Genomic DNA, 26,638 nt, shown 5'->3' with positions numbered 1-26,638 from the left:
CACCGCCAGGCACCCCCACCAGCCTCCGCCACCGCCACGCACCCCCCAACCAGCCCCCGCCACCCACACCCCCACCACCCCCGGCACAGACAAACCCGCAGGTCAGCCCCATTGTCAGTGCCGAGGTGCAGGATGGACCCATGGCGAGCTCCACACACCGAGCCCTGGACGGCTTCTCCCCCGCGACCCGCGGCTGGTTCACGGGGGCCTTCTCCGCGCCCACCGCAGCCCAGGCGGGCGCGTGGCAGGCCATCCGTGAGGGCTCGGACGTCCTGGTCGTCGCCCCCACCGGCTCCGGCAAGACCCTGGCCGCCTTCCTCGCCGCCCTCGACCAGCTCACCTCCACCCCCCACCCCGCCGACCCCAAGAAGCGGTGCCGAGTCCTCTATGTCTCCCCCCTCAAAGCCCTCGCCGTGGACGTGGAGCGCAACCTCCGCAGCCCCCTCACCGGCATCCGCCACGAATCCGTCCGCCTGGGCCTGCCCGAGCCCGACGTCAAGGTGGGCATCCGCTCCGGCGACACCCCTGCCACAGAGCGCCGAGCCCTGTCCACCCGCCCCCCGGACATCCTGATCACCACCCCCGAGTCCCTGTTCCTGATGCTCACGTCGGCTACCCGCGAGGCCCTGACCGGCGTGGAGACCGTCATCCTCGACGAGGTGCACGCCGTCGCCGGCACCAAGCGCGGCGCCCACCTCGCCCTCTCCCTGGAGCGCCTCGACGAGCTCCTGACGAAGCCGGCCCGCCGCATCGGGCTCTCCGCCACCGTCCGCCCGGTCGACGAGGTCGCCCGCTTCCTCTCCCCCCGCCGCAAGGTGGAGATCGTCCAGCCGAAGTCCGGCAAGGAGTTCGACCTCTCGGTCGTGGTCCCGGTCGAGGACATGGGCGAACTGGGCGGCTCCCCGGCCACCGACAGCGGCCCCGAGGGCGGGGACCGCCCGTCCATCTGGCCGCACGTCGAGGAGCGCATCGCCGACCTCGTCCAGTCCCACCGCTCCACCATCGTCTTCGCCAACTCCCGCCGCCTCGCCGAGCGCCTCTGCAACCGCCTCAACGAGATCGCGTACGAGCGAGCGACCGGCGAGACCCTGGACGAACATCACGCCCCCGCCGAACTCATGGGCGGCTCCGGCGCCGCCCAGGGCGCCCCGCCCGTCATCGCCCGCGCCCACCACGGCTCGGTCTCCAAGGAGCAGCGCGCCCTCGTGGAGGAGGACCTCAAGGCGGGCCGCCTCCCGGCCGTCGTCGCCACCTCCAGTCTCGAACTCGGCATCGACATGGGAGCGGTCGACCTCGTCGTCCAGGTGGAATCCCCGCCCTCCGTCGCCTCCGGCCTGCAGCGCGTCGGTCGCGCGGGCCACCAGGTCGGCGCGGTCTCCACCGGCGTGGTCTTCCCGAAGTACCGCGGCGACCTGGTCCAGGCGGCCGTGGTCACCGAGCGGATGCGCACCGGCGCGATCGAGTCCCTGAGGGTCCCCGCCAACCCCCTCGACGTCCTGGCCCAGCAGCTCGTCGCGATGACGGCGATGGACACCTGGCAGGTCGACGACCTGCTCGCCATGGTCCGCCGCGCCGCCCCCTTCGCCTCGCTTCCCGAGTCGGCGTTCACGGCGGTCCTCGACATGCTGGCCGGCCGCTATCCGTCCGACGCGTTCGCGGAGCTGCGCCCGCGCGTGGTGTGGGACCGCGTCACGGGCACGGTTACCGGCCGCCCCGGCGCGCAGCGCCTCGCCGTCACCTCCGGCGGCACGATCCCCGACCGCGGCCTCTTCGGCGTCTTCCTGGCCGGTGCCGACCCCAAGAAGGGCGGCGGCCGGGTCGGCGAGCTCGACGAGGAGATGGTCTACGAGTCCCGCGTCGGGGATGTCTTCACGCTCGGCACCAGCTCCTGGCGCATCGAGGACATCACCCGCGACCGGGTCCTGGTCTCTCCCGCCCCGGGCGTCCCGGGCCGCCTCCCCTTCTGGAAGGGCGACCAGCTCGGCCGCCCGCTGGAACTGGGGCGCGCGGTGGGCGCGTTCCTGCGCGAGATCGGCTCCCTCGGCAAGGAGGACGCCCGCCTCCGCCTGCTCGCCGCGGGCCTCGACGCCTGGGCCGCCGACAACGTGCTGTCCTACCTCGACGAACAGCGCGAGGCCTGCGGCCACGTCCCCGACGACCGCACCATCGTCGTCGAACGCTTCCGTGACGAACTCGGCGACTGGCGCGTCGTCGTCCACTCCCCCTTCGGCGCCCAGGTGCACGCCCCGTGGGCACTCGCGCTCGGCGCCCGTCTCTCCGAGCGGTACGGCATGGACGCCCAGGTCATGCACGCCGACGACGGCATCGTGCTGCGCCTGCCCGACGCCGACCTCATGGGCCTGGACCTGCTGGACCAGGAGCCGACGAAGCTGGGCACGGAGTACGACGCCGAGCAAGCCCCTGTCGGTGCCGCGGACGTCGTCTTCGACAAGGGCGAGGTCGATCAGATCGTCACCGACCAGGTCGGCGGCTCGGCCCTGTTCGCCTCCCGCTTCCGTGAATGCGCCGCCCGCGCGCTGCTGCTGCCCCGCCGCAACCCGGGCAAGCGCACCCCTCTGTGGCAGCAGCGCCAGCGCGCTTCCCAACTGCTCCAGGTGGCGGGTGAGTTCGGCTCGTTCCCGATCATCCTGGAGGCCGTCCGCGAATGCCTCCAGGACGTCTTCGACGTCCCCGGCCTCGTCGAGCTGATGGGTGACCTTGAGTCCCGCAAGGTCCGCCTGGTCGAGGTCACCACCCCCGAGCCGTCCCCCTTCGCACGCTCCCTCCTCTTCGGGTACGTCGCCCAGTTCCTGTACGAGGGGGACTCGCCGCTCGCCGAGCGCCGCGCCGCCGCCCTGTCGCTGGACTCGCGCCTGCTCGCCGAGCTGCTCGGCCAGGCGGAGCTGCGCGAGTTGCTCGACGCGGAGGTGCTGACCGAGCTGGAGCGGGAGCTGCAGTGGCTCACCGAGGACCGCCGCGTCAAGGACGCCGAAGGCGTCGCCGACCTGCTCCGGCTCCTCGGCCCGCTCACCGCCGACGAGCTGGCCGAGCGCGGCGCCGAGCCGCAGTGGGCCCAGGAGCTGGCCGGGGCCCGCCGCGCGATCCGGGTCCGTATCGCCGGCGCCGACCACTGGGCGGCGATCGAGGACGCGGGCCGCCTGCGCGACGCGCTGGGCACAGCCCTGCCGGTCGGCGTCCCGGAAGCCTTCATGGAACCGGTGAAGGACCCGCTGGGCGACCTGCTCGCGCGTTATGCCCGCACCCACGGCCCCTTCACCTCGGCCACGGCCGCCGCCCGCTTCGGCCTGGGCGTGGCGGTCACCGAGGGCGCCCTGCAACGGCTAGCGGCGTCGGGGAGGGTCGTACAGGGCGAGTTCCATCCGGCCGGCATCGGCCAGGAGTGGTGCGACGCGGCAGTCCTGCGCAGGCTGCGCCGCCGTTCCCTGGCCGCCCTGCGGCACGAACTGGAGCCGGTGCCGCCGGCCGCGCTGGCCCAGTTCCTCCCGCAGTGGCAGCACATCGGCCGGGGCCACGCACTGCGCGGCATCGACGGACTGGTGCGCGCCATCGAGCAGTTGCAAGGCGCCTCCGTGCCCGCCTCCGCCCTGGAGAAGCTCGTCCTGCCGTCCCGCGTCACCCACTACACCCCGGCGATGCTCGACGAACTCACGGCCGCCGGCGAGGTGGTCTGGGCCGGGGCGGGCGTACTCCCCGGCAAGGACGGCTGGGTGTCCCTGTACATGGCGGACGCGGCCCCCCTGCTGCTGCCGCGCCCGCACCCCCTGGAGCTGACGGCCCTCCACGAGTCCGTCCTCAATGCCCTCTCCGGGGGCTACGGACTGTTCTTCCGCCAGATCGCCGACCAGGTCCGTGCCACCACGCACCCCGAAGTCACCGATCCCCAACTGGCCGACGCGATCTGGGATCTGGCCTGGTCCGGCCGACTGACCAACGACACCCTCGCCCCGCTGCGCTCCCTGCTCGGCTCGGGCCGGACCGCGGGCTCCACGGCCCACCGCGCCAAGCGAACGATCCCGCGTGGCCGCTACGGCTCGCTGACCGCCGCCGCCCGTACGGCGTCCCGCAGCGGCCCGCCCACCGTCGCCGGCCGCTGGTCCCTGCTCCCGTCCCACGAACCCGACCCCACCGTCCGCGCCCATGCCCTGGCCCGCACACTCCTCGACCGGCACGGCGTGGTGACCCGCGGAGCGGTCGCCGCGGAGGGCGTCGAGGGCGGGTTCTCGGCGACGTACCGCATCCTGTCCGCCTTCGAGGAGAGCGGACAGGCCCGGCGCGGCTACGTCGTGGAGGGCCTCGGCGCGGCCCAGTTCGCGATGGACGGCGCCGTCGACCGCCTCCGAGCCGTGGCCAACGCCCGCGACCGCGGAGACGGCCTGCCCGACCCGACCTTCGGAAACGGCACCGGCTCCCCCTTCGGAAACGACACCTTCGGAGATGGCACCGGCTCCCCCGCCGACAGCAGCACCTTCGGAGACGGCACCACCGGCTCACCCGACGGCTATTTCACCCCCGCAGACGCCCTCGGCCCCTTCGACGACCACGCCTACCAGGACGACGAGGCGTACAGCGACCCCGACGGCGACGCCCCGCTCGCCCACCCGGCACCGGGTGAGTACGTGTCCCCAAAGGACTACGCCGCCACCACTCCCGGGACACCCACCTGGCAGAACGGCGGCCGCACCCCGTACGACACCGGCGCACCCACCCGCCGCAACCGTCCCACCCCCGCCTCGCGCGCCGTCGTCCTCGCCGCCGCCGACCCGGCGAACGCGTACGGCGCCGCCCTGCCCTGGCCCGAACCCCCGACCGGTGCGGGCCACAAGCCGGGCCGCAAGGCGGGCTCCCTGGTCGTCCTGGTCGACGGCGAACCGACCCTCTACATGGAACGCGGCGGCAAGACCCTGCTGGCCTGGCCCGCCACCCCGGACGCCACCCCCACCGACGACCCACGCCTGGGCGTCGCCGCCGAGGCACTCGCCGCAGCCGCCCGCGCGGGCTCCCTGGGCACGGTCACCGTGGAACGCATCAACGGCACCCCCGCCCTGACGTCCCCCATAGGCACCCTCCTTGAATCAGCGGGCTTCATCGCAACCCCCAGAGGCCTGCGCCTACGGGCGTGAGCCCACAACAGACGGCCGGAGGGAGCGAGGTCCCCGAGGCCCCCCACCCCCGAGAAACCCCCAGACACCCCCGCCCCCATAGCCCCATAGCCCCATAGCCCCCAGAGACGACTCCTGAGAATCCACTCGAACATGCCACCCTGAACCCATGCCCGAAGGAGACACGGTCTGGCAATCCGCGAGGCGCCTGCACACCGCCCTCGCCGGTAAGGTCCTGACCCGCTCCGACCTCCGCGTCCCGAAATACGCGACGGCCGACCTCACCGGCCGGGCCGTCCTCGACGTCACCCCTCGCGGCAAACACATCCTCACCCGCATCGAAGGCGGCCTGACCCTCCACTCGCACCTCAAGATGGACGGCTCCTGGAAGGTGTACCCGACCGGCGCACGCTGGACCGGCGGCCCCGCGCACCAGATCCGCGTCATCCTCGGCAACCCCGACCACACCGCCGTGGGCTATCGCCTCCCCGTCCTCGACCTCCTCCGCACCACCGACGAGGACCGAGTCGTCGGCCACCTCGGCCCCGACCTCCTGGGCCCGGACTGGGACCCGGACCAGGCCCTGGCCAACCTGCTCGGCGATCCCACCCGCCCCCTCGGTGAGGCCCTCCTGGACCAGCGCAATCTCGCCGGTATCGGCAACGTCTACAAGAGCGAACTCTGCTTCCTGCTCGGCGCCACCCCTTGGCTCCCGATCGGCGCCCTCCCCGCCGACCGCGCCGCCAAGCTCCCGGCCCTCGCGAAGAAGCTCCTGGAGGCCAACCGCGACCGCCCGGTCCGCAGTACGACGGGCCGCCGCGGCCAGGACCTGTTCGTGTACGGCCGCGCACCCCGCCCCTGCCTGCGCTGCCGCACCTCCATCCGCGTCGCCGACCAGGGCGACGGCTCTCGCGAGCGCCCCACCTACTGGTGCCCGCACTGCCAGACCGGCCCGTCCCCGACGCCCGGCACCCCACGCAGCCGCGAAACCCCGAGCCGTACGCCCCGCGCAGCCCAACACCGCCCACCTAATTGACGCACCGTCAGAAACCGCCGTACCGTCCCCACATGGCCGTACAGGCATACGACCTCACGGGACGCACCGCGCTCATCACCGGCGCCGCCAACGGCATTGGCCGCGCCTCCGCACTCCTGCTCGCCCAGGCAGGCGCCACCGTGCACTGCGCCGACCGCGACGCCCGCGGCCTGCACGAGACGGCCACGCTCATCAAGGACCAGGGCGGTACAGCCCGTACGCACCACCTGGACGTCACCGACCGCGCCCAGGTCAGACAGGCCGTGGAGTCCTGCGAACGCCTGGACGTGCTGGCCGCGATCGCCGGAATCATGCACAGCAGCCCGGTCCTGGAGACCAGCGACGACGACCTCGACCGCGTACTGAACGTCAACTTCAAGGGCGTCCTCCACGCCTGCCAGGAGGCCGCCCGCCGGATGCTCACCCACGACGTGAAGGGCAGCATCATCACCATGGCGTCCGGCGCCGTCGACACCGGCGGCCCCGGTCTGCTGTGCTACGGCGCGGCGAAAGCGGCCGTCGTACAGCTGACGAAGACGCTGGCGACCGAGGTGGGCCGGTACGGCATCCGTGTGAACGCGGTCGCGCCGGGCTGGATCCGTACGCCCATGACCGACCGCCACGACAGTGCGGCCCAGGCGCACACGGAGGCGCTGATGGCGCGGATGTCCCCGCTGGGCCGCGTCGGCGAACCGGAGGATGTCGCCCACACGGTCCTGTATCTGGCCTCGGATGCGTCGGCGTTCACGACAGGCCAGATCCTCCGTCCGAACGGGGGCGTGGCGATGCCCTGGTAGCGGCACCCCGGGCCGCCCGCCACGCCGCCCTCCCGAGCGAGCCCGCCGCACGCCCCCTGGGCACACAGTGCACCGGCAACAGGCTCAGCCCCCACCCCCCGGCCGCGACCGCCCCCTCCAGCGCCCCCGCATCAGGCGCCGTCGCCAGCCGCAGCACGGCCCACCACCACACCGCGCCGAGCCCCAGTACGGCCCCCCAGCGCACTATCCGCCCCGCCATGGCCGTCACCTCCAGCTCGACGCCAGAAAGCCCGTCCTCACGTCCGGGACGACGCTAGTCGCGGGCCCTCCCGCCACGGGAGGGCGCACCAGCGGCACAGGGGCGCACCCCGCACCGACGCCGACGGAAACCGAGGCACCGGGGACAGCCGGGGGCAACCTCGCGCCCTGAGCACCCGGCGCCAACCGAGGCCGACTTCACGACCGAGCACCCCATCACCCAAGGCGACGCCCCCGCCCAAGCACCCAGGTCACCGACCGCGCCGTCACCCAGGCCGCCAGCGGCCCACAACCACCGGCGGCAACCTGGCCGGCCAGACCCCGAGGCACTCCCGGATCCACCGAAGGCAGCCTCTCCACCCAAACACCAGGCACCCAGGGGGATCGACAGACCGGCACCAACAGGCACCACCGGCGCCCCGCCACCAACGCCGCCCTGCCACCCCAGCCACCAGGCCACCGGCGCCACCCCGCCACCCGCGGCGTCGCCCCGGCCTCCACCCCGCCACCCAAGCCACCCAAGCCACCGGCGCCACCAGACACCGAACACCCAGAAACACGCCCAGACACCCAGCACCCGGAAACCCCACGCACCCCCAAAGCCCAGCTAACCGCCCGACCACCCGACCCCACAGCCCTCAGCCGTTCTCAGCCTGAAACATCCAGTGATGCTTCTCCAGATCCGCCGTAATCCCGATCAGAATGTCCTGCGACACCGGATCCGCCTCCGCAGTCGCCGCCACCCGCCCACGCATCCGCCCGATCACCGCCCTCAGCGCGTCCACGAGCGCCTCGACCGCCTCCGCGTCCCTGATCCAGCCACCGGCCGTCGCCCCGATACCGCTGCCCACGGCCACTGTCGAGGCCCGCCCGTCGGGCGGGACGCCCAGCGCCGAGGCGCGCTCGGCGACCGTGTCGGAGTGTGCGCGTGCGCTGGTCACGACCTCGTCGAGCTGAAGGTGCACGGTACGGAAGCGGGGCCCGACCACGTTCCAGTGGATCTGCTTGGCCACGAGGGAGAGATCGATCAGATCGACGAGCGCGCCCTGGAGCGCCTCGGCGACAGTCTTCAGATCGGCGTCGGACAGCGGGCTCTTCACGACGTACATCGCACCTCCGTTGGCTCGCCCGTCATGTCCCTCCACGATGACCGCGCCACCCGGGACCGGCAAACGCACCCAAAACGGAATGAAAACGAGCCCGAAGCGAGACCCCGGAAACGCGCAAACCCCGACCACGCTTCTCCGGGTCTCCCCGGAGAAGCCCCGGCCGGGGCCTCACACGTTTCCTCAGGCGCTCGCTCGCAGGTGACTCGGCACGCGACGCGGCACATGCCTCACACGCGAGACTCAGCTCACGCGGCGACCACGTCCACCGCCTCGGAGGGCGCCTTGATGGTCACCCGTTCCGGTGGCACACCGGTCACCGATACGGAACCCAGCATCGGACGAACCGGCGTGGGCACAGGCTCACTGGGGGTGGCCGCTGCAGACTGGGCCAGCTCGGCGAGGGCGAGCTCGTCGCTCACTTCCCGCATGAGCTCGGACATCCGTACGTCCAGCGCGTCGCAGATGGCGGAGAGCAGTTCGGAGGAAGCCTCCTTCTGCCCCCGCTCCACCTCGGAGAGATAGCCGAGTGAGACTCGGGCGGACGAGGAGACTTCGCGCAGAGTACGGCCCTGGCGCTGGCGCTGCCGACGCAGCACGTCACCCAGCAGGCGACGGAGCAGAATCATCGGTGGCTCCCTCCTCGGACCGCGTAGCCGCATCCTTCACGCCCCACCGTACCGCCTCGCGCTGCGGCCGTGCGGGGAGCGATGTCGTGTTCACTCAGGGCTGCAAACATCAAAACCCCCCGTTCCGTTCCGTATCCTGTGCCCGCTCATTCCCAGTCTGTTCGCTCGCAAGCTCCCTCAGAAGCAGTGCGAGTACGCTCCGTACACTCTCCATACGAATTTCCGCCCGGTGGCCGTTCAACCTCAGGGTCTCCACTTTTCCGCCACCGGCAGAACCGGAACCCGGTCCCAGCGGCCCGTCCAGGGCCACGAAAACCGTCCCGACGGGCTGTCCGTCCTGCGGTTCCGGCCCGGCGACACCGGTCGTCGCGATGCCCCAGTCGGCCCCCAGCGCCTTCCGCACGCCAGCCGCCATCTGGGCCGCGACCTGCGGATCCACCGCTCCACGCTGCGCCAGCAGGGTGGCATCGACGCCGAGCAGTTCGTGCTTGAGCGCGGTCGCGTACGCCGTCACGGACCCCCGGAAAGCCTTGGACGCCCCGGGAACCGCGGTCAGCTCCGCCGCGACCAGGCCACCCGTCAGCGACTCGGCCACGGCGACGGTCTCGCCCCTCACCGTGAGTAGTCGCACCACCTCGGCGGCCGCGGAACTCACTCTTCCGTCTCCTCCAACGCAGCCTTGCGCTCGGCAATTCCCCGCCTGCGCAGCACAATGGCCTGTCTCACATAGTCGAGTCCGGTCGCCACGGTCAGCACGACCGCCGCGGCCATCACCCAGAACCGCAGGGTGGCCAGCCATCCCGTGAGCGCCAGCACATACATCCCGACGGCCACGCCCTGGGTAAGGGTCTTCAGCTTTCCGCCACGGCTGGCGGGAATGACGCCGTAGCGAATGACCAGAAAACGCAGCAGTGTGATCCCGAGTTCCCGCCCGAGGATCACCGCGGTCACCCACCACGGCAGATCGCCCAGCGCCGACAGACAGATCAGCGCCGCTCCCATGATCGCCTTGTCGGCGATGGGGTCGGCGATCTTCCCGAAGTCGGTGACGAGGTTGTATCTGCGCGCCAGATGGCCGTCGAACAGGTCGGTGATCATGGCGATGGCGAAGGCCGCCCAGGCGAGGGAGCGCCAGGCGGGGTCGTATCCGCCGTCGGCCAGCATCAGCGCGACGAAGCCGGGGACGAGGAGCAGCCGGAGCATGGTCAGGAGGTTGGCGATGTTCCAGACGCTGGCCTGGTTCACCGCCGCGGCCGCGATCTTCCCGCCGCGCGCCGGTTTCGCACCCACCTGCGCCCCGGAGACACCGGCACCGACGGCACCGGCCCCGGAGACACCCACGCCCGCGGCGCCCGCCGCGGAAGCACCCACGCCCGTGGCACCCGCCCCGGAGACACCTGCCCCCGCAGTGCCCGCGCCGGAAGCACCGGGCGCCCCCGCGCCTTTCGAGGAGCCCTTCTTCAGGGAAGCCCTGTTCGAGGAGGCCCCTTTCGAGGCCGCGGCCGAGCCGCTCGCCTGGGCGGAGCCACCCGCGGCGGACGCCGGTACTCCGGTCATGTGCCCGCCTCCTCACTGCCGGCCCGGCCATCGCCACCGGCGCTCACGAACGCGGCCAGCGGCTCGGCCACCAGGTCGACACCTTCCGTACCGACCACCTTTGCCTCGACCATACGACCGACGCTCAGCGCCTCGCCGCCCGCGAAGCCGGTGAGCAGCACCTGACCGTCGGTCTCCGGCGCCTGGTGCGCCGCACGGCCGTGCACGCCCTCCTCGCCGCCGGCCGACTCCACCAGCACGCGCACGGTCTCCCCGAGGCGCTCCTCGGCCCGCTGCGAGACGAGTTCCTCGGCGAGCTGCGAGATGTGGGCGAGCCGCTCGGCGACGACGTCCTCGTCGAGCTTGCTGTCGTACGTCGCCGCTTCCGTGCCCTCCTCGTCGGAGTAGCCGAAGACGCCGATCGCGTCCAGCCTGGCCCCGTTCAGGAACCGCTCCAGCTCGGCCAGGTCGGCCTCGGTCTCCCCGGGGAAGCCGACGATGAAGTTGGACCGCACGCCCGCTTCGGGCGCCTTGCTGCGGATGGTGTCGAGCAGCTCCAGGAACCGGTCGGTGTCACCGAAGCGCCGCATCGCGCGCAGCACGTCGGGCGCGGAGTGCTGGAAGGACAGGTCGAAGTAGGGCGCCACCTTCGGCGTCGAGGTCAGTACGTCGATCAGGCCGGGCCGCATCTCGGCGGGCTGCAGGTAGCTCACCCGCACCCGCTCGATGCCGTCGACCTCCGCAAGCTCCGGCAGCAGCGACTCCAGCAGCCGGATGTCACCCAGGTCCTTGCCGTAGGAGGTGTTGTTCTCGGAGACCAGCATGACCTCCTTGACGCCCTGCTCGGCCAGCCACCGCGTCTCGTTCAGCACATCGCTCGGGCGGCGTGAGATGAAGGAGCCGCGGAAAGACGGGATGGCGCAGAAGGAGCAGCGCCGGTCGCAGCCGGAGGCCAGCTTCACCGAGGCGACCGGGGCGCCGTCGAGGCGGCGCCGCAGCGGCGCACGCGGGCCGGAGGCCGGGGCGACGCCCTCCGGCAGGTCCGCGGGCGCACCGTGGCCCGGCAGTGCCACATCGGACACCGACTGCCGCTCGGCGGGGCTGATCGGCAGCAGCTTGCGCCGGTCGCGGGGGGTGTGGGCGGCGTGGATGCCGCCGCTCAGGATGGTCTGCAGCCGGTCGGAGATGTTCCCGTAGTCGTCGAAGCCGAGCACGCCGTCGGCCTCGGGGAGGGCCTCGGCGAGTTCCTTGCCGTACCGCTCGGCCATGCAGCCCACCGCCACGACGGCCTGCGTCCTGCCGTGCCCCTTGAGGTCATTGGCCTCCAGCAGGGCATCGACGGAGTCCTTCTTGGCGGCGTCGACGAAGCCGCACGTGTTCACGACGGCGACGTCCGCGTCCGCGGCTTCCTCGACGAGCTCCCAGCCGTCCGCCTCCAAGCGGCCTGCGAGCTCCTCCGAGTCCACCTCGTTACGGGCGCAGCCAAGGGTGACGAGTGCGACGGTACGGCGTTCAGGCATGGGCTCAAGACTACTTCGTCCCACTGACACCCCACGTCGACGGGGCCAGGGCCTCCAGCGGACCGCGCCGGGGAGGCCCTGCCGATCTCGGCAAACCCCGTACGAACCTCGCCCCTCGGAAAGGGGCCGCTCAGCCGACCTGCGGATCGCCCTTCGTGTACGTCAGCCGCTCCACGGCGCCGGGCTGGAAGTCGTCCTCGATCTTCTTGCCGTTCACGTACAGCTGGATGGCCCCCGCGTCACCCAGCACGAGGTTGATCTTGGAGCTGTCCTGGAAGGTCTTGGACTGGCCCTGCTTGAGGAGCCCGTCGAACAGGAGCCGGCCGTTGTGGTCCTTGGCGGAGATCCAGCTGCGGCCGTCGACGGCGCTGACCTGGACGGTCACCTTGTCGCGGGGCGCGGCGGCGATGGCGCTCTCGGTGGGGTCGGGCTTGGGGTCGGTGGGTTTGGGCGTGTCGGCGGACGGCGAGGCGGTCTTGCCGGTCGAGGGGTTGGCGCCCTCGGCGACGGACACCTTGGAGGCGTCCTCGGAGTCGCCCTTGAACAGGGTGAAGCCGACGAATCCGATCACGGCGACGATCGCGGCGACCATGGCCGCGGTCCAGTTGGGGCCCCGCCGCTCCGGGCGAATGCGCTCCGCCTCGAACAGCGGCGCCGCCGGCGTCGGCGCCGGACGCCCGCCGCGCTCGGCGTCGTACTGCGCGAGGAGCGGGGCCGGATCCAGGTGGACGTGCTTGGCCAGGGTCCTGATGTGCCCGCGCGCGTAGACGTCACCGCCGCAGGGCGCGAAGTCGTCCGCCTCGATGGCGTGCACGATGGCGATACGGACCCGGGTGGCGGTACTGACGTCATCGACGGTCAGCCCGGCGGCAATACGCGCCTGCTGCAGGGCACGGCCGATGGAGGGGCGGGCTTCCTCGGAAACGTCTTCGAACGGACGCTCGTCTTCAGGGGAGTTGCCGATGGACACGGGGGCGCCTTTCGAGCGTGTAGCCACCTGTGCTGGAGGTTCAGTCTATTGGGGGTGCAAAAGGGTGGGGCAACCCGACGGAGGGACTTTGTACGCCATCGGAATGGCCTGACGCCCCGTTGCCGGGTGTGGTGCTTGACGAAGGGTGGGGTAGGTGTTTGTCGCTTCCCTCAACTTGACGTACGTCACAGGGAAACGGTTGCTCAATGATCCCTTACGGGTGAGTCACGATCGAACAACCGGTCCGGCGAGCCGACGATCGTACCCGCTTGCCTACCCTTCAGACTCCCCACGGATGACGGCGAGCACGCCATCCAGCTCATCGGGTTTCACCAGAACATCACGCGCCTTGGAGCCTTCGCTCGGCCCGACGATGTTCCGCGACTCCATCAGGTCCATCAGCCGCCCGGCCTTGGCGAAGCCGACGCGCAGCTTGCGCTGGAGCATGGAGGTCGACCCGAACTGCGTGGAGACGACCAGCTCGGCCGCCTGGCACAGCAGTTCGAGGTCGTCACCGATGTCCTCGTCGATCTCCTTCTTCTGCTTGCTGCCGACGGTGACGTCGTCCCGGAAGACCGGCGCCATCTGGTCCTTGCAGTGCCGGACGACGGCCGCGACCTCCTCCTCGGTCACGAACGCGCCCTGCATGCGCGTCGGTTTGTTCGCCCCCATCGGCAGGAACAGCCCGTCGCCCTTGCCGATCAGCTTCTCGGCACCGGGCTGGTCGAGGATGACCCGCGAGTCCGCCAGCGACGACGTGGCGAACGCCAGCCGCGAGGGCACGTTCGCCTTGATCAGACCGGTGACGACGTCGACCGACGGCCGCTGCGTGGCGAGCACCAGATGGATACCGGCAGCGCGCGCGAGCTGCGTGATGCGCACGATCGCGTCCTCGACGTCCCGCGGCGCCACCATCATCAGGTCGGCGAGCTCGTCGACGATCACCAGCAGGTAGGGGTACGGCTGCAGCTCCCGCTCGCTGCCCTCGGGCGGCTTGACCTTGCCCTCGCGCACGGCACGGTTGAAGTCGTCGATGTGCCGGTAGCCGTACGCCGCCAGGTCGTCGTAGCGAAGGTCCATTTCCCGTACGACCCACTGGAGCGCCTCGGCGGCCCGCTTCGGGTTGGTGATGATCGGCGTGATCAGGTGCGGGACGCCCTCGTAGGCGGTCAGCTCGACGCGCTTGGGGTCGACCAGGATCATCCGGACGTCCTCCGGGGTCGCCCGCATCATGACGGAGGTGATCAGGCAGTTGATGCACGACGACTTACCGGAACCGGTGGCTCCGGCGACCAGCATGTGCGGCATCTTCGCCAACGAGTGCATCACGTACCCGCCCTCGACGTCCTTGCCGAACGCCACCAGCATCGGGTCGTCGTCCTCGGCGGACTCGGCCAGCCGCAGCACATCACCGAGGTTGACCATCTCGCGGTCGGTGTTCGGGATCTCGATGCCGACCGCGGACTTGCCGGGGATGGGGCTGATGATCCGCACGTCGGGGCTGGCCACGGCGTACGCGATGTTCTTGGTGAGCGCGGTGATCCGCTCGACCTTCACGGCGGGCCCGAGCTCGACCTCGTAGCGCGTCACCGTCGGCCCGCGCGTGAAGCCGGTCACCGCGGCGTCGACCTTGAACTCGGTGAAGACGTTCGTCAGCGAGGCCACCACGGCGTCGTTGGCGGCGCTGCGCGCCTTGCCCGGGCCCCCGCGCGTGAGCAGGTCCAGGGACGGCAGGGCGTAGGTGATGTCGCCGGACAGCTGGAGCTGCTCGGCACGCGGCGGCAGGTCGCGCGGCTGTGCGGGCGGCGCCTTGGTGAGGTCGCGGACCTCGGTCCCGAGCTTCTCCTGCTGCGGGCGCGCGGCCGGCACCGGCGTCGGGGTCGGGGTGGTCTCCGCCCGGTCGGCCACGCTGACGCCCTGGGTGAGGTCGGCGACGATCGGCGAGGGCGGCATGCCGTGCAGGACGGCGCCGTCGAGCGCGGCGGCGGCGGCCGCGGCGACGTCCACGGCGTCCTTCTGCCGCTCCCTTCCGGGCTGCGGCACGGACGAGCGCTTGGGGCGGCCGCGACGCCGGGAGAGGGCGTCCTGCTCGGCACTGTCGGGGTCGTACGCCTGCGGGGCCTGCCCGCGCCTGCGGGGCCGCGCGGGCAGCGCCTCGCGCCACTGCTGGTCGTAGCGCTCGTCGTCCTCGGTGAGCTCGTCCGCGTACTCCTCGTGCTCCTCGGATGCGCGGACGAGGCCGAGCTTCGTGCCGAGCAGCCGCAGCCGTTGCGGAATGGCGTTGACCGGGGTGGCCGTGACGACCAGCAACCCGAAGATCGTGAGCAGCACCAGCAGCGGTACGGCGAGCATCTCGCCGAGGGCGTACGTCAGCGGGGTCGCCGCTCCCCAGCCGATGAGGCCGCCGGCGTCCCGTATGGCCTGCATGCCGGCGCCACGGGCGGGCGAGCCGCAGGCGATGTGGACCTGGCCGAGCACACCGATGAGGAGCGCGGACAGGCCGATGACGATCCGGCCGTTGGCCTCGGGCTGCTCGGGGTGCCGGATGAAGCGCACGGCTATCACCGCGAGCAGGATCGGCACGAGCAGGTCCAGTCGGCCGAAGGCGCCGGTCACCAGAATTTCGACGAGGTCGCCGACGGGACCGCGCAGGTTGGACCAGGTGCCCGCGGCGACGATCAGCGCGAGGGCGAGCAGCAGCAGCGCGATGCCGTCCTTGCGGTGGGCCGGGTCAAGGTTCTTGGCGCCCTGCCCTATGCCGCGGAAGACGGCGCCGACGGCGTGCGCCAGACCGAGCCAGATGGCGCGGACGAGTCGGTAGATGCCCCCGGTCGGGCTCGGCGCCGGCTTGGGCGGGGCCTTCTTCGCCGGGGCCTTCTTCGCCGGGGCCTTCTTGGCGGGTGCCTTCTTCGCGGGGGCCTTTTTCGCAGCGGCCTTCTTCGCCGGAGCCTTCGCGGAAGCGGCAGCCTTCTTGGCGGGCTGCTTCTTGGCTGCGGAGGGACGTGAGGCCATAGGTGTGAGGTTACCGGTGGAGACGACGGCGGACACGTGTGCCTACTGCTTCACCCGTTCGTGTCGCCCTTGTGTGGGCACGGAGCTGACGCGGGCTCATGAGCAGGTGGCCTGCGCAAGCCCGCCGACCGGCGGCTCCGTGAACGCGCCGGGAACTCCGCGCGGGCAACTCGGTCCGGCTCGCCGTCAGTTCTGCGACGGCACCGAGGGAGCCCCGCCGGTGCCCGGCTCCAGCGCGTCCAGCGCCCGCCGCAACCCCGTGAGCTTGCGCTCCAGATGGGCCGCCGTGGCCACCGCCGCCGCGTCCGCGGACTCGTCGTCGAGCTGCTTGGAGAGCGCCTCGGCCTGCTCCTCGACGGCCGCGAGGCGCGCCGACAGCTCGGCGAGCAGCCCGGCGGACTCCTTGCCGCCGACCGCGCCCTTGCCGCCGCCCTCCAACTGGAGCCGCAGCAGCGCCGCCTGCTCGCGCAGCTGGCAGTTCTTCATGTACAGCTCGACGAACACCGAGACCTTCGCGCGCAGCACCCACGGGTCGAACGGCTTGGAGATGTAGTCCACCGCGCCCGCCGCATAGCCGCGGAACGTGTGGTGCGGGCCGTGGTTGATCGCGGTGAGGAAGATGATCGGGATGTCCCGGGTGCGCTCCCGCCGCTTGATGTGCGCCGCGGTTTCGAAACCGTCCATTCCCGGCATCTGGACGTCCAGCAGAATGACCGCGAAATCGTCCGTGAGCAGTGCTTTGAGCGCTTCCTCCCCGGACGATGCCCGCACCAGCGTCTGATCGAGCGCAGAGAGGATCGCCTCCAGCGCCAGCAGATTCTCCGGCCGGTCATCGACCAGGAGGATCTTGGCCTTCTGCACCATGGCCCGCCCTCCTCGCCCCGGCAGTGCACCGGGCGCCGCCCCGTGGGACGACTCCGTTACGCCGCCCATCCTCGTGCCGGTCATCGTAGCCGCACCCCGCCTGTCGCCACACCCTGTCACCGCGATGTCACTGTGCACGTAGCAGAAACGCGGCAGCGGACCAGAAGGTTCCCCGAATCCCGCACTTCTACACGGCTACGCACACGGTGAGTCAACAACTTCCCATGGACATCTACTGTTCGTTCGCCTGCATCCACTGCTCCATCACCGCCAGCAGGTGATCGGGGTCGACCGGCTTCGTCACATAGTCGGACGCACCCGACTCGATCGCCTTCTCCCGGTCACCCTTCATCGCCTTGGCCGTCAGCGCGATGATCGGCAGCCCCGCGAACTGCGGCATCCGGCGAATCGCAGTGGTCGTCGCATATCCGTCCATCTCGGGCATCATGATGTCCATCAGGACGACCGCCACGTCGTCGTGCTGCTCCAGCACCTCGATGCCCTCACGGCCGTTCTCGGCGTACAGCACCGACAGCCCGTGCTGCTCCAGGACGCTGGTGAGCGCGAAGACGTTGCGGATGTCGTCGTCGACGATCAGTACCTTCTCACCCCCGAACCGGACGCCCGCGCGCGGGTGTGTCTCCGCCTCCCTCTCCCCGGCCTGCCACGCCTCCTGCGGCAGGGACCGCTGCTCGGCCCCGGGCGTGCTCCTGCGGCGACGCCGGAAGAGCGCGGCGGCGCCGTTCTGGGTCTCGTGGTACGACCTCACCTCGGCCGGCGTCTCGACCGCCACCTCGGGCGGCTCCGGCCACTCGGCCGGATCCCCGGCCACCGGGGCCGAGGGTGCGGGCGGCTGATAGCCGTGCGGGGGAAGTTCGCTCGGGTGCAGCGGCAGGTACAGCGTGAAGGTGGAGCCGCGGCCCGGCTCGCTCTGCGCGTGGATCTCACCGCCGAGCAGCTGGGCGATCTCCCGCGAGATGGACAGGCCGAGGCCCGTACCGCCGTACTTGCGACTGGTCGTGCCGTCCGCCTGCTTGAACGCCTCGAAGATCACCCGCATCTTGCTGGCCGCGATCCCGATGCCGGTGTCGGTCACCGAGAACGCGATCAGATCGGCGTCCGGCTCGGTCAGCGAACCGGCCTCCAGCAGCTGCTCCCGGATCCCCTGCGGCACGTCGTCGCGCGCGGGACGGATGACCAGCTCCACCGAGCCCGAGTCGGTGAACTTCACCGCGTTCGACAGCAGGTTGCGCAACACCTGCAGGAGGCGCTGCTCGTCGGTGTGCAGCGTGGCGGGCAGCTCCGGGGACACCCGTACGGACAGGTCCAGGCCCTTCTCGGCGGTCAGCGGCCGGAAGGTGGCCTCCACGTAGTCCACGAGCTGGACGAGCGCGATACGCGTCGGTGAGACGTCCATCTTGCCCGCCTCGACCTTCGACAGGTCCAGGATGTCGTTGATCAGCTGAAGCAGGTCGGAGCCCGCCCCGTGGATGGTCTCGGCGAACTCGACCTGCTTCGGGGTGAGATTGCCGTCGGCGTTGTCGGCGAGCAGCTTGGCCAGGATGAGCAGCGAGTTCAGCGGCGTACGCAGTTCGTGCGACATGTTGGCCAGGAACTCGCTCTTGTAGCGCATCGAGACCGCGAGTTGCTCGGCGCGCTCCTCCAGGACCTGCCGCGCCTCCTCGATCTCGGTGTTCTTCACCTCGATGTCGCGGTTCTGCCGGGCCAGCAGCTCGGCCTTCTCCTCCAGTTCGGCGTTGGACGCCTGGAGGGCCTTCTGCCGGTTCTCCAACTCGGCGGAGCGCTCACGCAGTTGCTCGGTCAGCTCCTGCGACTGCTTCAGCAGCACCTCCGTCTTGGTGTTGACGGAGATGGTGTTGACGCTGGTCGCGATCATCTCGGCGATCTGGTTGAGGAAGTCCTTCTGGATCTGTGTGAACGGCGTGAACGAGGCCAGTTCGATCACGCCGAGCACCTTGCCCTCGAACAGCACCGGCAGCACGATCACCTGCGCGGGCGGCGCCTCGCCGAGCCCGGAGGAGATCTTCAGGTAGCCGCTCGGCGCGTCCTCCACCAGGATGGTGCGCTTCTCCTTGGCGGCGGTGCCGACGAGCGCCTCACCGGGCCGGAACGACGTCGGCATGGAGCCCATCGAGTAGCCGTACGACCCCAGCATGCGCAGCTCGTACGGGTCGTCCTTGCCCGCGCTGTCGGCAGGTTGCATCGCCAGGAAGAACGCCCCGTGCTGGGCGGAGACCACCGGCGTCAGCTCGCTCATGATCAGCGAGGCCACGTCCTCCAGGTCCCGCCGGCCCTGCATCAGCGCGGAGATCCGGGCGAGGTTGCCCTTGAGCCAGTCCTGCTCCTTGTTGGCGATCGTGGTGTCGCGCAGGTTGGCGATCATCTTGTTGATGTAGTCCTGAAGTTCCTGGATCTCACCGGAGGCGTCCACGTCGATCTTCAGGTTCAGGTCGCCGCGGGTCACCGCGGTCGCCACGCGCGCGATGGCACGCACCTGCCGGGTCAGGTTCCCGGCCATCTCGTTCACGGACTCCGTCAGGTCCCGCCAGGTGCCGTCGACGTCCCGCACGCGCGCCTGGCCGCCCAGCTGGCCCTCCGTGCCCACCTCGCGGGCCACGCGCGTGACCTCCTCGGCGAACGAGGACAGCTGGTCGACCATCGTGTTGATGGTCGTCTTGAGTTCGAGGATCTCCCCGCGCGCGTCGATGTCGATCTTCTTCGTCAGGTCACCCTTGGCGATCGCCGTCGTCACCATGGCGATGTTGCGCACCTGACCGGTCAGGTTGGACGCCATCTGGTTCACCGACTCGGTGAGGTCCTTCCACGTACCGGCCACGCCCGGCACATGCGCCTGACCACCGAGGATGCCGTCCGTACCCACCTCACGGGCCACCTTGGTGACCTGTTCGGCGAACGAACTCAGCGTCTTCACCATGGTGTTGAACGTGTCGGCGAGCTGCGCCACCTCACCGCGCGCCTCGATCGTCACCGTGCGTGTCAGGTCACCATTGGCGACCGCCGCGGCGACCTGGGAGATGTTCCTCACCTGAACGGTGAGGTTCTTGGCCATCAGGTTGACGTTGTCGCTGAGGTCCTTCCAGATGCCGGTGACGCCCGGCACATGCGCCTGGCCGCCCAGGATGCCCTCGGTGCCCACCTCGCGCGCGACCCGGGTCACCTGGTCGGCGAAGGACGACAGCTGGTCGACCATGGTGTTGACGGTGGTGACGAGCTCCAGGATCTCGCCCTTGGCGTCGACCGTGATCTTCTTCGAGAGGTCGCCCTTGGCGACGGCGGTGGTGACGTGGGCGATGCTGCGCACCTGGACGGTGAGGTTGTTCGCCATGAAGTTGACGGACTGGGTGAGGTCCTTCCAGGTGCCGGAGACGCCCTGCACCTCGGCCTGGCCGCCCAGCTTGCCCTCGGTGCCCACCTCTCGGGCCACCCTGGTGACCTCCTCGGCGAACGAGGACAGCTGGTCCACCATCGTGTTGAGGGTGTTCTTCAGCTCCAGGATCTCCCCGCGCGCGTCCACGGTGATCTTCTGCGACAGATCACCCCGCGCCACCGCCGTCGCGACCTGGGCGATCTGCCGCACCTGAGCGGTCAGGTTGCCGGCCATGCCGTTCACGGAGTCGGTCAGGTCGCGCCACACACCGGCGACACCGGGCACCTGCGCCTGACCGCCCAGCCGGCCCTCCGTACCCACCTCACGGGCCACCCGGGTCACCTGGTCGGCGAAGGCGGAGAGCTGGTCGACCATCGTATTGACGGTGTTCTTCAGCTCCAGGATCTCCCCGCGCGCGTCCACGGTGATCTTCTGCGACAGATCACCCCGCGCCACCGCCGTCGTCACCTGCGCGATCTGCCGCACCTGAGCGGTCAGGTTGCCGGTGATGGAGTTGACGGAGTCGGTCAGCTCCTTCCACGTACCCGACACGCCGTCCACGCGCGCCTGGCCGCCGAGCCGTCCCTCGGTGCCGACCTCCCGGGCCATCGTCGTGACCTGGTCGGCGAACGACGACAGCTGGTCCACCATCCGGTTCACGGTGTTCTTCAGCTGGAGCATCTCGCCGGAGACATCCACGGTGACCTTCTGCGAGAGGTCACCATTGGCGACCGCCGTCGTCACCTGGGCGATGTTCCTCACCTGTCCGGTGAGATTCCGGAACGCCGTGTTGACGGAGTCCGTCAGATCCTTCCAGGTCCCCGCGGCACCCGGCACCTGCGCCTGGCCGCCCAGCTCACCCTCGTCGCCGATCTCCCGCGCCACACGCGTGACCTCGGAACCGAAGGCGGACAGCTGGTCCACCATGCCGTTGACGGTGTTCTTCAGCTCCAGCATCTCGCCGGCCACGTCCACGGTGACCTTCTGCGAGAGGTCACCATTGGCGACCGCCGTCGTCACGGCGGCGATGTCCCGCACCTGAGTGGTCAGGTTCCGGAACACGGTGTTGACGGAGTCGGTCAGGTCCTTCCAGGTGCCCGCGGCACCCGGCACGTTCGCCTGCCCGCCGAGCCGCCCCTCCGCGCCGACCTCGTTGGCCACACGCGTGACCTCGTCCGCGAAGATCCGCAGCGTCTCGGTCATCTGGTTGATGGTCTCGGCGAGCTGGGCGACCTCACCGCGCGCCTGCACGGTCACCTTGCGCGACAGATCACCGTTGGCGACCGCGGTCGTCACCTCGGCGATCCCGCGCACCTGGGCGGTGAGGTTGCCGGCCATGGTGTTGACGGAGTCCGTGAGCTCCTTCCACACACCGGCCACCCCGGGCACCTGCGCCTGCCCGCCGAGTTCGCCCTCGGTACCCACCTCACGCGCGACCCGGGTCACCTCGGAGGAGAACGCGGAGAGCTGGTCCACCATCGTGTTGACGGTTTCCTTCAGCTCCAGCATCTCGCCGGCCACATGAACCGTGACCTTCCGGGACAGATCGCCCTTCGCGACCGCCGTCGTCACCAGCGCGATGTCCCGCACCTGGGCGGTCAGCCGGTCCGCCATCGTGTTGACGGACTCCGTCAGGTCCTTCCACGAACCGGACATACCGCGCACCTGGGCCTGCCCGCCCAGCTTGCCCTCGGTGCCCACCTCGCCCGCCACCCGCGTGACCTCGTCGGTGAACGTCGACAACTGGTCGACCAGGTTGTTGACGGTCCGCCCGACTTTCAGGAACTCCCCGCGGAGCGGATGCCCGGTCCCGTCGGGCGCGTTCGTCCGCAGCTCCATCCGCGGCGACAGATCGCCCTCGGCCACCGCGAACAGCACCCGGCTGACCTCGGACACCGGCCACACCAGATCGTCGACCAGGGCGTTCGAGGCGTCGATCGCGGCCGCCCAGGACCCCTCACAGGCCCCCGTCTCCAGCCGTTCGGTGAGTTTTCCCTCACGTCCCACGACACGCCGCACCCGAGACAACTCACCCGTAAGGTGCAGATTTCGGTCGGCGACCTCGTTGAAGACGGCGGCGATCTCCGCCATCACGCCGTCCCCGGACACCGTCAGCCGCTTGCGGAAGTTGCCGTCCCGCATGGAGACCAGAGCCGCCTTCAGCCGGTTCAGGGCAGCCGTGTCCACCTCTGTGGTCCCGTTCCGGCTGCTCGGGGACTGTCCGCCCTTCGCGCGCGGCTTCGTGCCCCGCGTCGCTGCGCCAGACTCCACTGTGTCCCTCCCGCAGGGGTCGACCATTACTGCTGTGCTCGGCTGCTACTGCTCGGCGTACCGATTACTACTGCGTATCTGCGCCCGGTGGTACCAGCCGTCAATCTCACCAGGAGGTACCGGACCGCACCAGGGGCTGCTGCCCGCCGTACGGGCATCACATTCGCCCTGTCCGGACCTCCACCGGAAAGCCTGCCCAGTGTTTCACCCCGGCCGAACCAGGCCATAACAGTTCGGCAGCTTCGCACATCGTCCGCACACCCTCCGGACGGAAACACTGCAGACCGGCATCCGCATGAACCGCGAAGGTAAGTAACCTTGCATGCGGCTGTCCAGCCGCACCGGTTCCGTCCGGCCTGGGCGGTGGCACGAGAACGAGCGGGCATCGGAGGGGCGGCCGCACACATGACCACCGGACTGATCCCGGGGGAACAGCCCCCGGACCCCCGGCCGACGAGCGGCCTGCCGTCGCAGACGCGAGGCGAGCCGGTCGGCCCCGCAGCCCAGGACGTCGAGAGCAGGTCGAGGAGTTCTGTGATCACCGCGCGCGCGGCCGCCAGTTTCGAGCCCGTCGGGCGCTCGGTCGCCTCCGCGCGATCCTTCGTCCGCGACACGCTCCAGGGCTGGGGGTACGCCGACATCGTCGACGACGCCGTGGTGCTCACCAGCGAACTCGTCACCAACGCCGTGGTGCACGCCGGCACCACGGCCGACGTCCTGTGCCTGCGCCTCGACGACGGCGTACGCATCGAGGTCGCCGACCACTATCCGGAGCGCGAAGTCCCGCTCCAGGGCTCCGCCGTCAACATGGGCAGCCCCGACCGCGAGGGTGGCCGCGGCCTTCAGCTGTGCGCGGCCCTGGCCGGCCGCTGGGGCGTGGAGTACACACCCACGCACAAGCAGGTCTGGTTCCAACTCGACCTCCCCGAACGCCCCGTGGGTACCCGTACCGCCGGCCCGTCCCTCCCGGCCGACCTGCTCCCGCTGGCCGACGGCCGCGTCCGCGTCGCCGTCATCCAGATCGACCGCAACGGCTCCATCACGGCCTGGAACGACGACGCCGAGGAACTCTTCGGCTACCAGGGCGAGCAGGTCACCGGCAAACCCCTCACCGACCTCGCCGCCTGGCCGCAGACCCCGGGCACCAGCACCGGCATCGCCGAGGCGCTGCGACTCTCGCGCTGGGAAGGCACTTACGGCATCCGCGACGCCGCCGGCCGGGTCGTACCGGTGTACGCCTCCCACCTCCGCGTCCGCGACACCGCCGGTGAGCCCTCCACGGTCTGCCTCCTTGTCCGCGACCACGAACGAGCCGTCCTGCAGACGCCGCTGCGCATCCCGGCGTCCGACACGACCACCTCCCCCGAGGGCCACGGCACCGACCCCTTCGAGGTGTTCATCGGCTCCCCCGCCCCGGACGACCTCGACGGCCTCCTCCAGCGCACGGTCGAACGCGCTCGCGACATGCTCGACGGCGACTCCGCGTTCCTGCTCCTCGCCACCGACGACGAAACGGAGTTGGAGGTCCGCGCCTCCACGGGCCTGCCCTCCGCCCGCCAGCGCTTCGCCCGCGTCCCCGTCGAGGCGGGCCCCGGCCGCTACGGCTCGGCCCGCATGCCGGCCGTCCACGACGACCTCACCGCCGTCCCCGGCGCCGTACCGCTGCTCAACGGCACGGGCATGCGCTCGGTCGTCACGGTCCCGCTCAAGGTCGAGGGCCGTCTCACCGGCTCCCTCGGCGTCGCCGCGGAGGCGCCCGGCAGATACTCCAACGAGGAGGCGCTGCGCCTGCAGTTCGCCGCCGACCGCATCGCCCTCGCCGTCGAGTCGGCCCGCCTCGGCGAACTCGAACGGCTCCGCCGCGGCTCCCTGAGCTTCCTCGTCGAGGCCTCGGATCTGCTCGCCGGCACCCTGGACCGCGACCAGACGCTCGCCCTGATGGCCCAGATGACGGTCCCGACGCTGGCCACCTGGTGCGCGGTCTACACGATCGCCGACCAGGCCTCGGAGCCGTACCTCTCGTACGTGCTGCACGAGGACGAGGAACTCATCGACGGCATCAAGTCGTTGCTGTCGAAGATCCCCCCGCCCGACCCGGTCCCCACCCCCGGCGCCCGCGTCTGGTCGGCCCCGGCGGAAGCCGCCCACCAGGCGGCCCTCCGCACGTCCATGCGCAGCCTGGGCCTCGGCGAACCCGCCACGCTCAGCGGCGGCATCGGTACGACCCTGGCGACGGCCTCCGCGGTAGGCGGCGAGACGGTCGTCCTCCCCCTGGTCGCCCGCAACCGCGTCATCGGCATGCTCACCCTCGGCAAGCCCACCGACGAACACTTCCGCCAGGAGATCCTGGAACTGGCCGAGGACTTGAGCCGCCGGGCCGCCCTCGCGCTGGACAACGCCCGCCTCTACTCGGAGCGCACGGCCATCAGCCAGTCCCTCCAGCGCAGCCTCCTGCCGCCCGAACTCCCCGAGATCGAGGGCGTCGAGGTCGAGGTCATCTACCGCGCGGCCGGCGAAGGAAACGAAGTCGGCGGCGACTTCTACGACCTCTTCCCCATCCGCGACGGCGCCTACGGCTTCGCCATCGGCGACGTCTGCGGTACGGGGCCGAACGCTGCCGCCGTCACGGGCCTCGCCCGGCACGCCCTGCGCCTGCTCGCCCGCGAGGGCCTCAGCGGCCCCGCGGTCCTGCAGCGCCTCAACTCCGCGATCCTCGACGAGGGCGCCCGCAGCCGCTTCCTGACCCTCTTGTACGGCGAGATGCGCCCCCAGGAGGACGGCAGCGCGGAGCTGAAGGTGGTCTGCGCCGGCCACCCGCTCCCCCTGCGTCTGCGCCAGGACGGCACGGTGGAGACCGCCGCCGAACCCCAGCCGCTGCTCGGAGTCCTGGAGGACCTGGACCTCTACGAGCAGACGGTCACCCTCGACCCGGGCGATGTCCTTCTCTGCGTCACGGACGGCGTCACCGAACGCCGTGAGGGCAGCCGCATGCTCGGCGACGACGGTCTCGCCGACGTCCTCACCACCTGCACCGGCCTCACGGCGGGCGCGGTCGCGGCCCGCATCATGCGCGCCGTGGAACGCTTCGCCTCGGACGCCCCCTCCGACGACATGGCGATCCTGGCGATGCGCGTCCCGGGCCTGCACAACTCCTGAACGACGCAAAAGGCCCCCGCCCAAATGGGCGGGGGCCTTTTGCGTCGGAGCCCCCAAACGGAATCGAACCGTTGACCTTCTCCTTACCATGGAGACGCTCTGCCGACTGAGCTATAGGGGCCGGTCGCCTTACCGAGATTTCCCTCGCGGCAACGGAATAGATCATACCCCGAACAGACCCGTGCTCCCAACCACGGTCGCCCGGCACCGGAAACGATCAGAGGGCGGGCTGCAACAGTCCGCCCAGCGCGTTGCACGCGGACGCGATCCGCTGCATGTCCCGCTTCGTCAAACCTCCGTCCACCGGCAGCGCCAGTGTCTCCGCGGCGGCCCGCTCGGTCTCGGGCAGCGATACACACTGCCGAAATGCCGGCAGCCGATGCACCGGCGTCTTCACCGGCACTCGACACTCAACTCCCCTGGCTCGCAGGGCCTGTGCGAACGCATCCCGGTCCGGCCGCCCGTTCCCGGGCACCCGCACCACGTACTGCTGATAGGTGTGCCCGACCCCGCCGTCCGGCGTGTGGACACCCTTCAACTTCGCATCCAGATAGGCGGCCCGCTGCCGACGCTGCGCGACCTCGTCGTACGGCGCCTCGGACTCCCCCTGCTCCAGGACCAAGATCCCGTGCCGCTGCCCCACAGCATGCAGTCGTACGACATCCGCCGGCCGACCGAATCGGTGTACGACAACGACGGCCACGGTGCGCGGAGTCACGACCGCTTCGACCGCGGACGCGTCGAGGCAGTACGACACCGGGTCTATATCGGCGAACACCGGGCGAGCCCCTGCCAGGGTCACCGCTTCGGAGACCTCGACGTTCCCGAAGGCCGGCACGATGACCTCGTCACCGACTCCGACACCGGCAGCCCTGAGCATTGCAGCAGTACCCATGCTGCGGATCGTGGTTCCGCAACGTGAACTTCAAGTGACGCAGAACAAAAAAGGGTTGGACCCGGAACCGAAGTTCCGGGTCCAACCCGTCAATAATT

At 70.7% G+C, this 26,638-nt stretch carries 14 protein-coding genes and 1 tRNA gene; 4 read left to right on the top strand and 11 right to left on the bottom strand.

Annotation, left to right across the window (positions count from 1 at the left end):
- Positions 1 to 140 precede the first annotated feature (140 nt).
- From KWI83_RS28670 to KWI83_RS28660, 3 genes are all read left to right on the top strand, one after another.
- Complete coding sequence (locus KWI83_RS28670) at positions 141 to 5,141, top strand: ATP-dependent helicase (RefSeq protein ID WP_218517296.1); 5,001 nt, start codon at positions 141 to 143, stop codon at positions 5,139 to 5,141.
- A 148-nt stretch (positions 5,142 to 5,289) separates the two neighbouring features.
- The gene (locus KWI83_RS28665) at positions 5,290 to 6,156 is read left to right on the top strand and encodes an Fpg/Nei family DNA glycosylase (RefSeq protein ID WP_218517295.1); all 867 of its coding nucleotides are present in this window, start codon (positions 5,290 to 5,292) and stop codon (positions 6,154 to 6,156) included.
- Positions 6,157 to 6,188: 32 nt separating this feature from the next.
- Positions 6,189 to 6,953, top strand: a complete 765-nt coding sequence (locus KWI83_RS28660) for an SDR family NAD(P)-dependent oxidoreductase (protein ID WP_218517294.1) — start codon at positions 6,189 to 6,191, stop codon at positions 6,951 to 6,953.
- Between the two features lie 857 nt (positions 6,954 to 7,810).
- On the opposite strand, the gene KWI83_RS28655 is transcribed toward KWI83_RS28660, so the two are convergent.
- From KWI83_RS28655 to KWI83_RS28615, 9 genes are all read right to left on the bottom strand, one after another.
- Positions 7,811 to 8,281, bottom strand: coding sequence for a Dps family protein (locus tag KWI83_RS28655; RefSeq protein ID WP_218517293.1), 471 nt, complete (start codon positions 8,279 to 8,281; stop codon positions 7,811 to 7,813).
- Between the two features lie 245 nt (positions 8,282 to 8,526).
- Complete coding sequence (locus KWI83_RS28650) at positions 8,527 to 8,907, bottom strand: helix-turn-helix domain-containing protein (RefSeq protein ID WP_030616674.1); 381 nt, start codon at positions 8,905 to 8,907, stop codon at positions 8,527 to 8,529.
- 109 nt (positions 8,908 to 9,016) lie between these two features.
- The gene (locus KWI83_RS28645) at positions 9,017 to 9,562 is read right to left on the bottom strand and encodes a CinA family protein (RefSeq protein ID WP_218517292.1); all 546 of its coding nucleotides are present in this window, start codon (positions 9,560 to 9,562) and stop codon (positions 9,017 to 9,019) included.
- Positions 9,559 to 10,464, bottom strand: coding sequence for a CDP-diacylglycerol--glycerol-3-phosphate 3-phosphatidyltransferase (pgsA, locus tag KWI83_RS28640; RefSeq protein WP_218517291.1), 906 nt, complete (start codon positions 10,462 to 10,464; stop codon positions 9,559 to 9,561). Before pgsA ends, KWI83_RS28645 begins: the two co-directional genes overlap by 4 nt.
- On the bottom strand, positions 10,461 to 11,963 hold the full coding sequence (gene rimO / locus KWI83_RS28635; protein WP_218517290.1) for a 30S ribosomal protein S12 methylthiotransferase RimO: 1,503 nt from the start codon (positions 11,961 to 11,963) through the stop codon (positions 10,461 to 10,463). The genes pgsA and rimO overlap by 4 nt, the downstream gene beginning before the upstream one ends.
- Before the next feature lie 130 nt (positions 11,964 to 12,093).
- Positions 12,094 to 12,933 carry a helix-turn-helix domain-containing protein gene (locus tag KWI83_RS28630; protein WP_218517289.1) on the bottom strand — a complete coding sequence of 280 codons (840 nt, stop codon included), beginning with the start codon at positions 12,931 to 12,933 and terminating at the stop codon, positions 12,094 to 12,096.
- Positions 12,934 to 13,206: 273 nt separating this feature from the next.
- Positions 13,207 to 15,945, bottom strand: a complete 2,739-nt coding sequence (locus KWI83_RS28625) for a DNA translocase FtsK (protein WP_218517288.1) — start codon at positions 15,943 to 15,945, stop codon at positions 13,207 to 13,209.
- Positions 15,946 to 16,131: 186 nt separating this feature from the next.
- Positions 16,132 to 16,809 (bottom strand): two-component system response regulator, encoded by a 678-nt coding sequence (locus tag KWI83_RS28620; protein WP_189702184.1) that lies wholly within the window; start codon positions 16,807 to 16,809, stop codon positions 16,132 to 16,134.
- Positions 16,810 to 17,041: 232 nt separating this feature from the next.
- On the bottom strand, positions 17,042 to 22,489 hold the full coding sequence (locus tag KWI83_RS28615) for a HAMP domain-containing protein (RefSeq protein WP_218517287.1): 5,448 nt from the start codon (positions 22,487 to 22,489) through the stop codon (positions 17,042 to 17,044).
- Between the two features lie 405 nt (positions 22,490 to 22,894).
- Here KWI83_RS28615 and KWI83_RS28610 point away from each other — a divergent pair, with 405 nt between their 5' ends.
- Positions 22,895 to 25,645 carry a SpoIIE family protein phosphatase gene (locus KWI83_RS28610; RefSeq protein ID WP_218517286.1) on the top strand — a complete coding sequence of 917 codons (2,751 nt, stop codon included), beginning with the start codon at positions 22,895 to 22,897 and terminating at the stop codon, positions 25,643 to 25,645.
- A gap of 48 nt (positions 25,646 to 25,693) precedes the next feature.
- On the opposite strand, the gene KWI83_RS28605 is transcribed toward KWI83_RS28610, so the two are convergent.
- A tRNA-Thr gene (locus tag KWI83_RS28605) sits at positions 25,694 to 25,766 on the bottom strand.
- 96 nt (positions 25,767 to 25,862) lie between these two features.
- Positions 25,863 to 26,525, bottom strand: a complete 663-nt coding sequence (locus tag KWI83_RS28600; RefSeq protein WP_218517353.1) for a DegT/DnrJ/EryC1/StrS aminotransferase family protein — start codon at positions 26,523 to 26,525, stop codon at positions 25,863 to 25,865.
- Between the last annotated feature and the right edge of the window lie 113 nt (positions 26,526 to 26,638).

The organism is Streptomyces sp. TRM70350 (genome assembly GCF_019219825.1).
Classification (GTDB): Bacteria; Actinomycetota; Actinomycetes; order Streptomycetales; family Streptomycetaceae; genus Streptomyces.
This window is presented reverse-complemented; position numbering and strand designations above follow the sequence as displayed.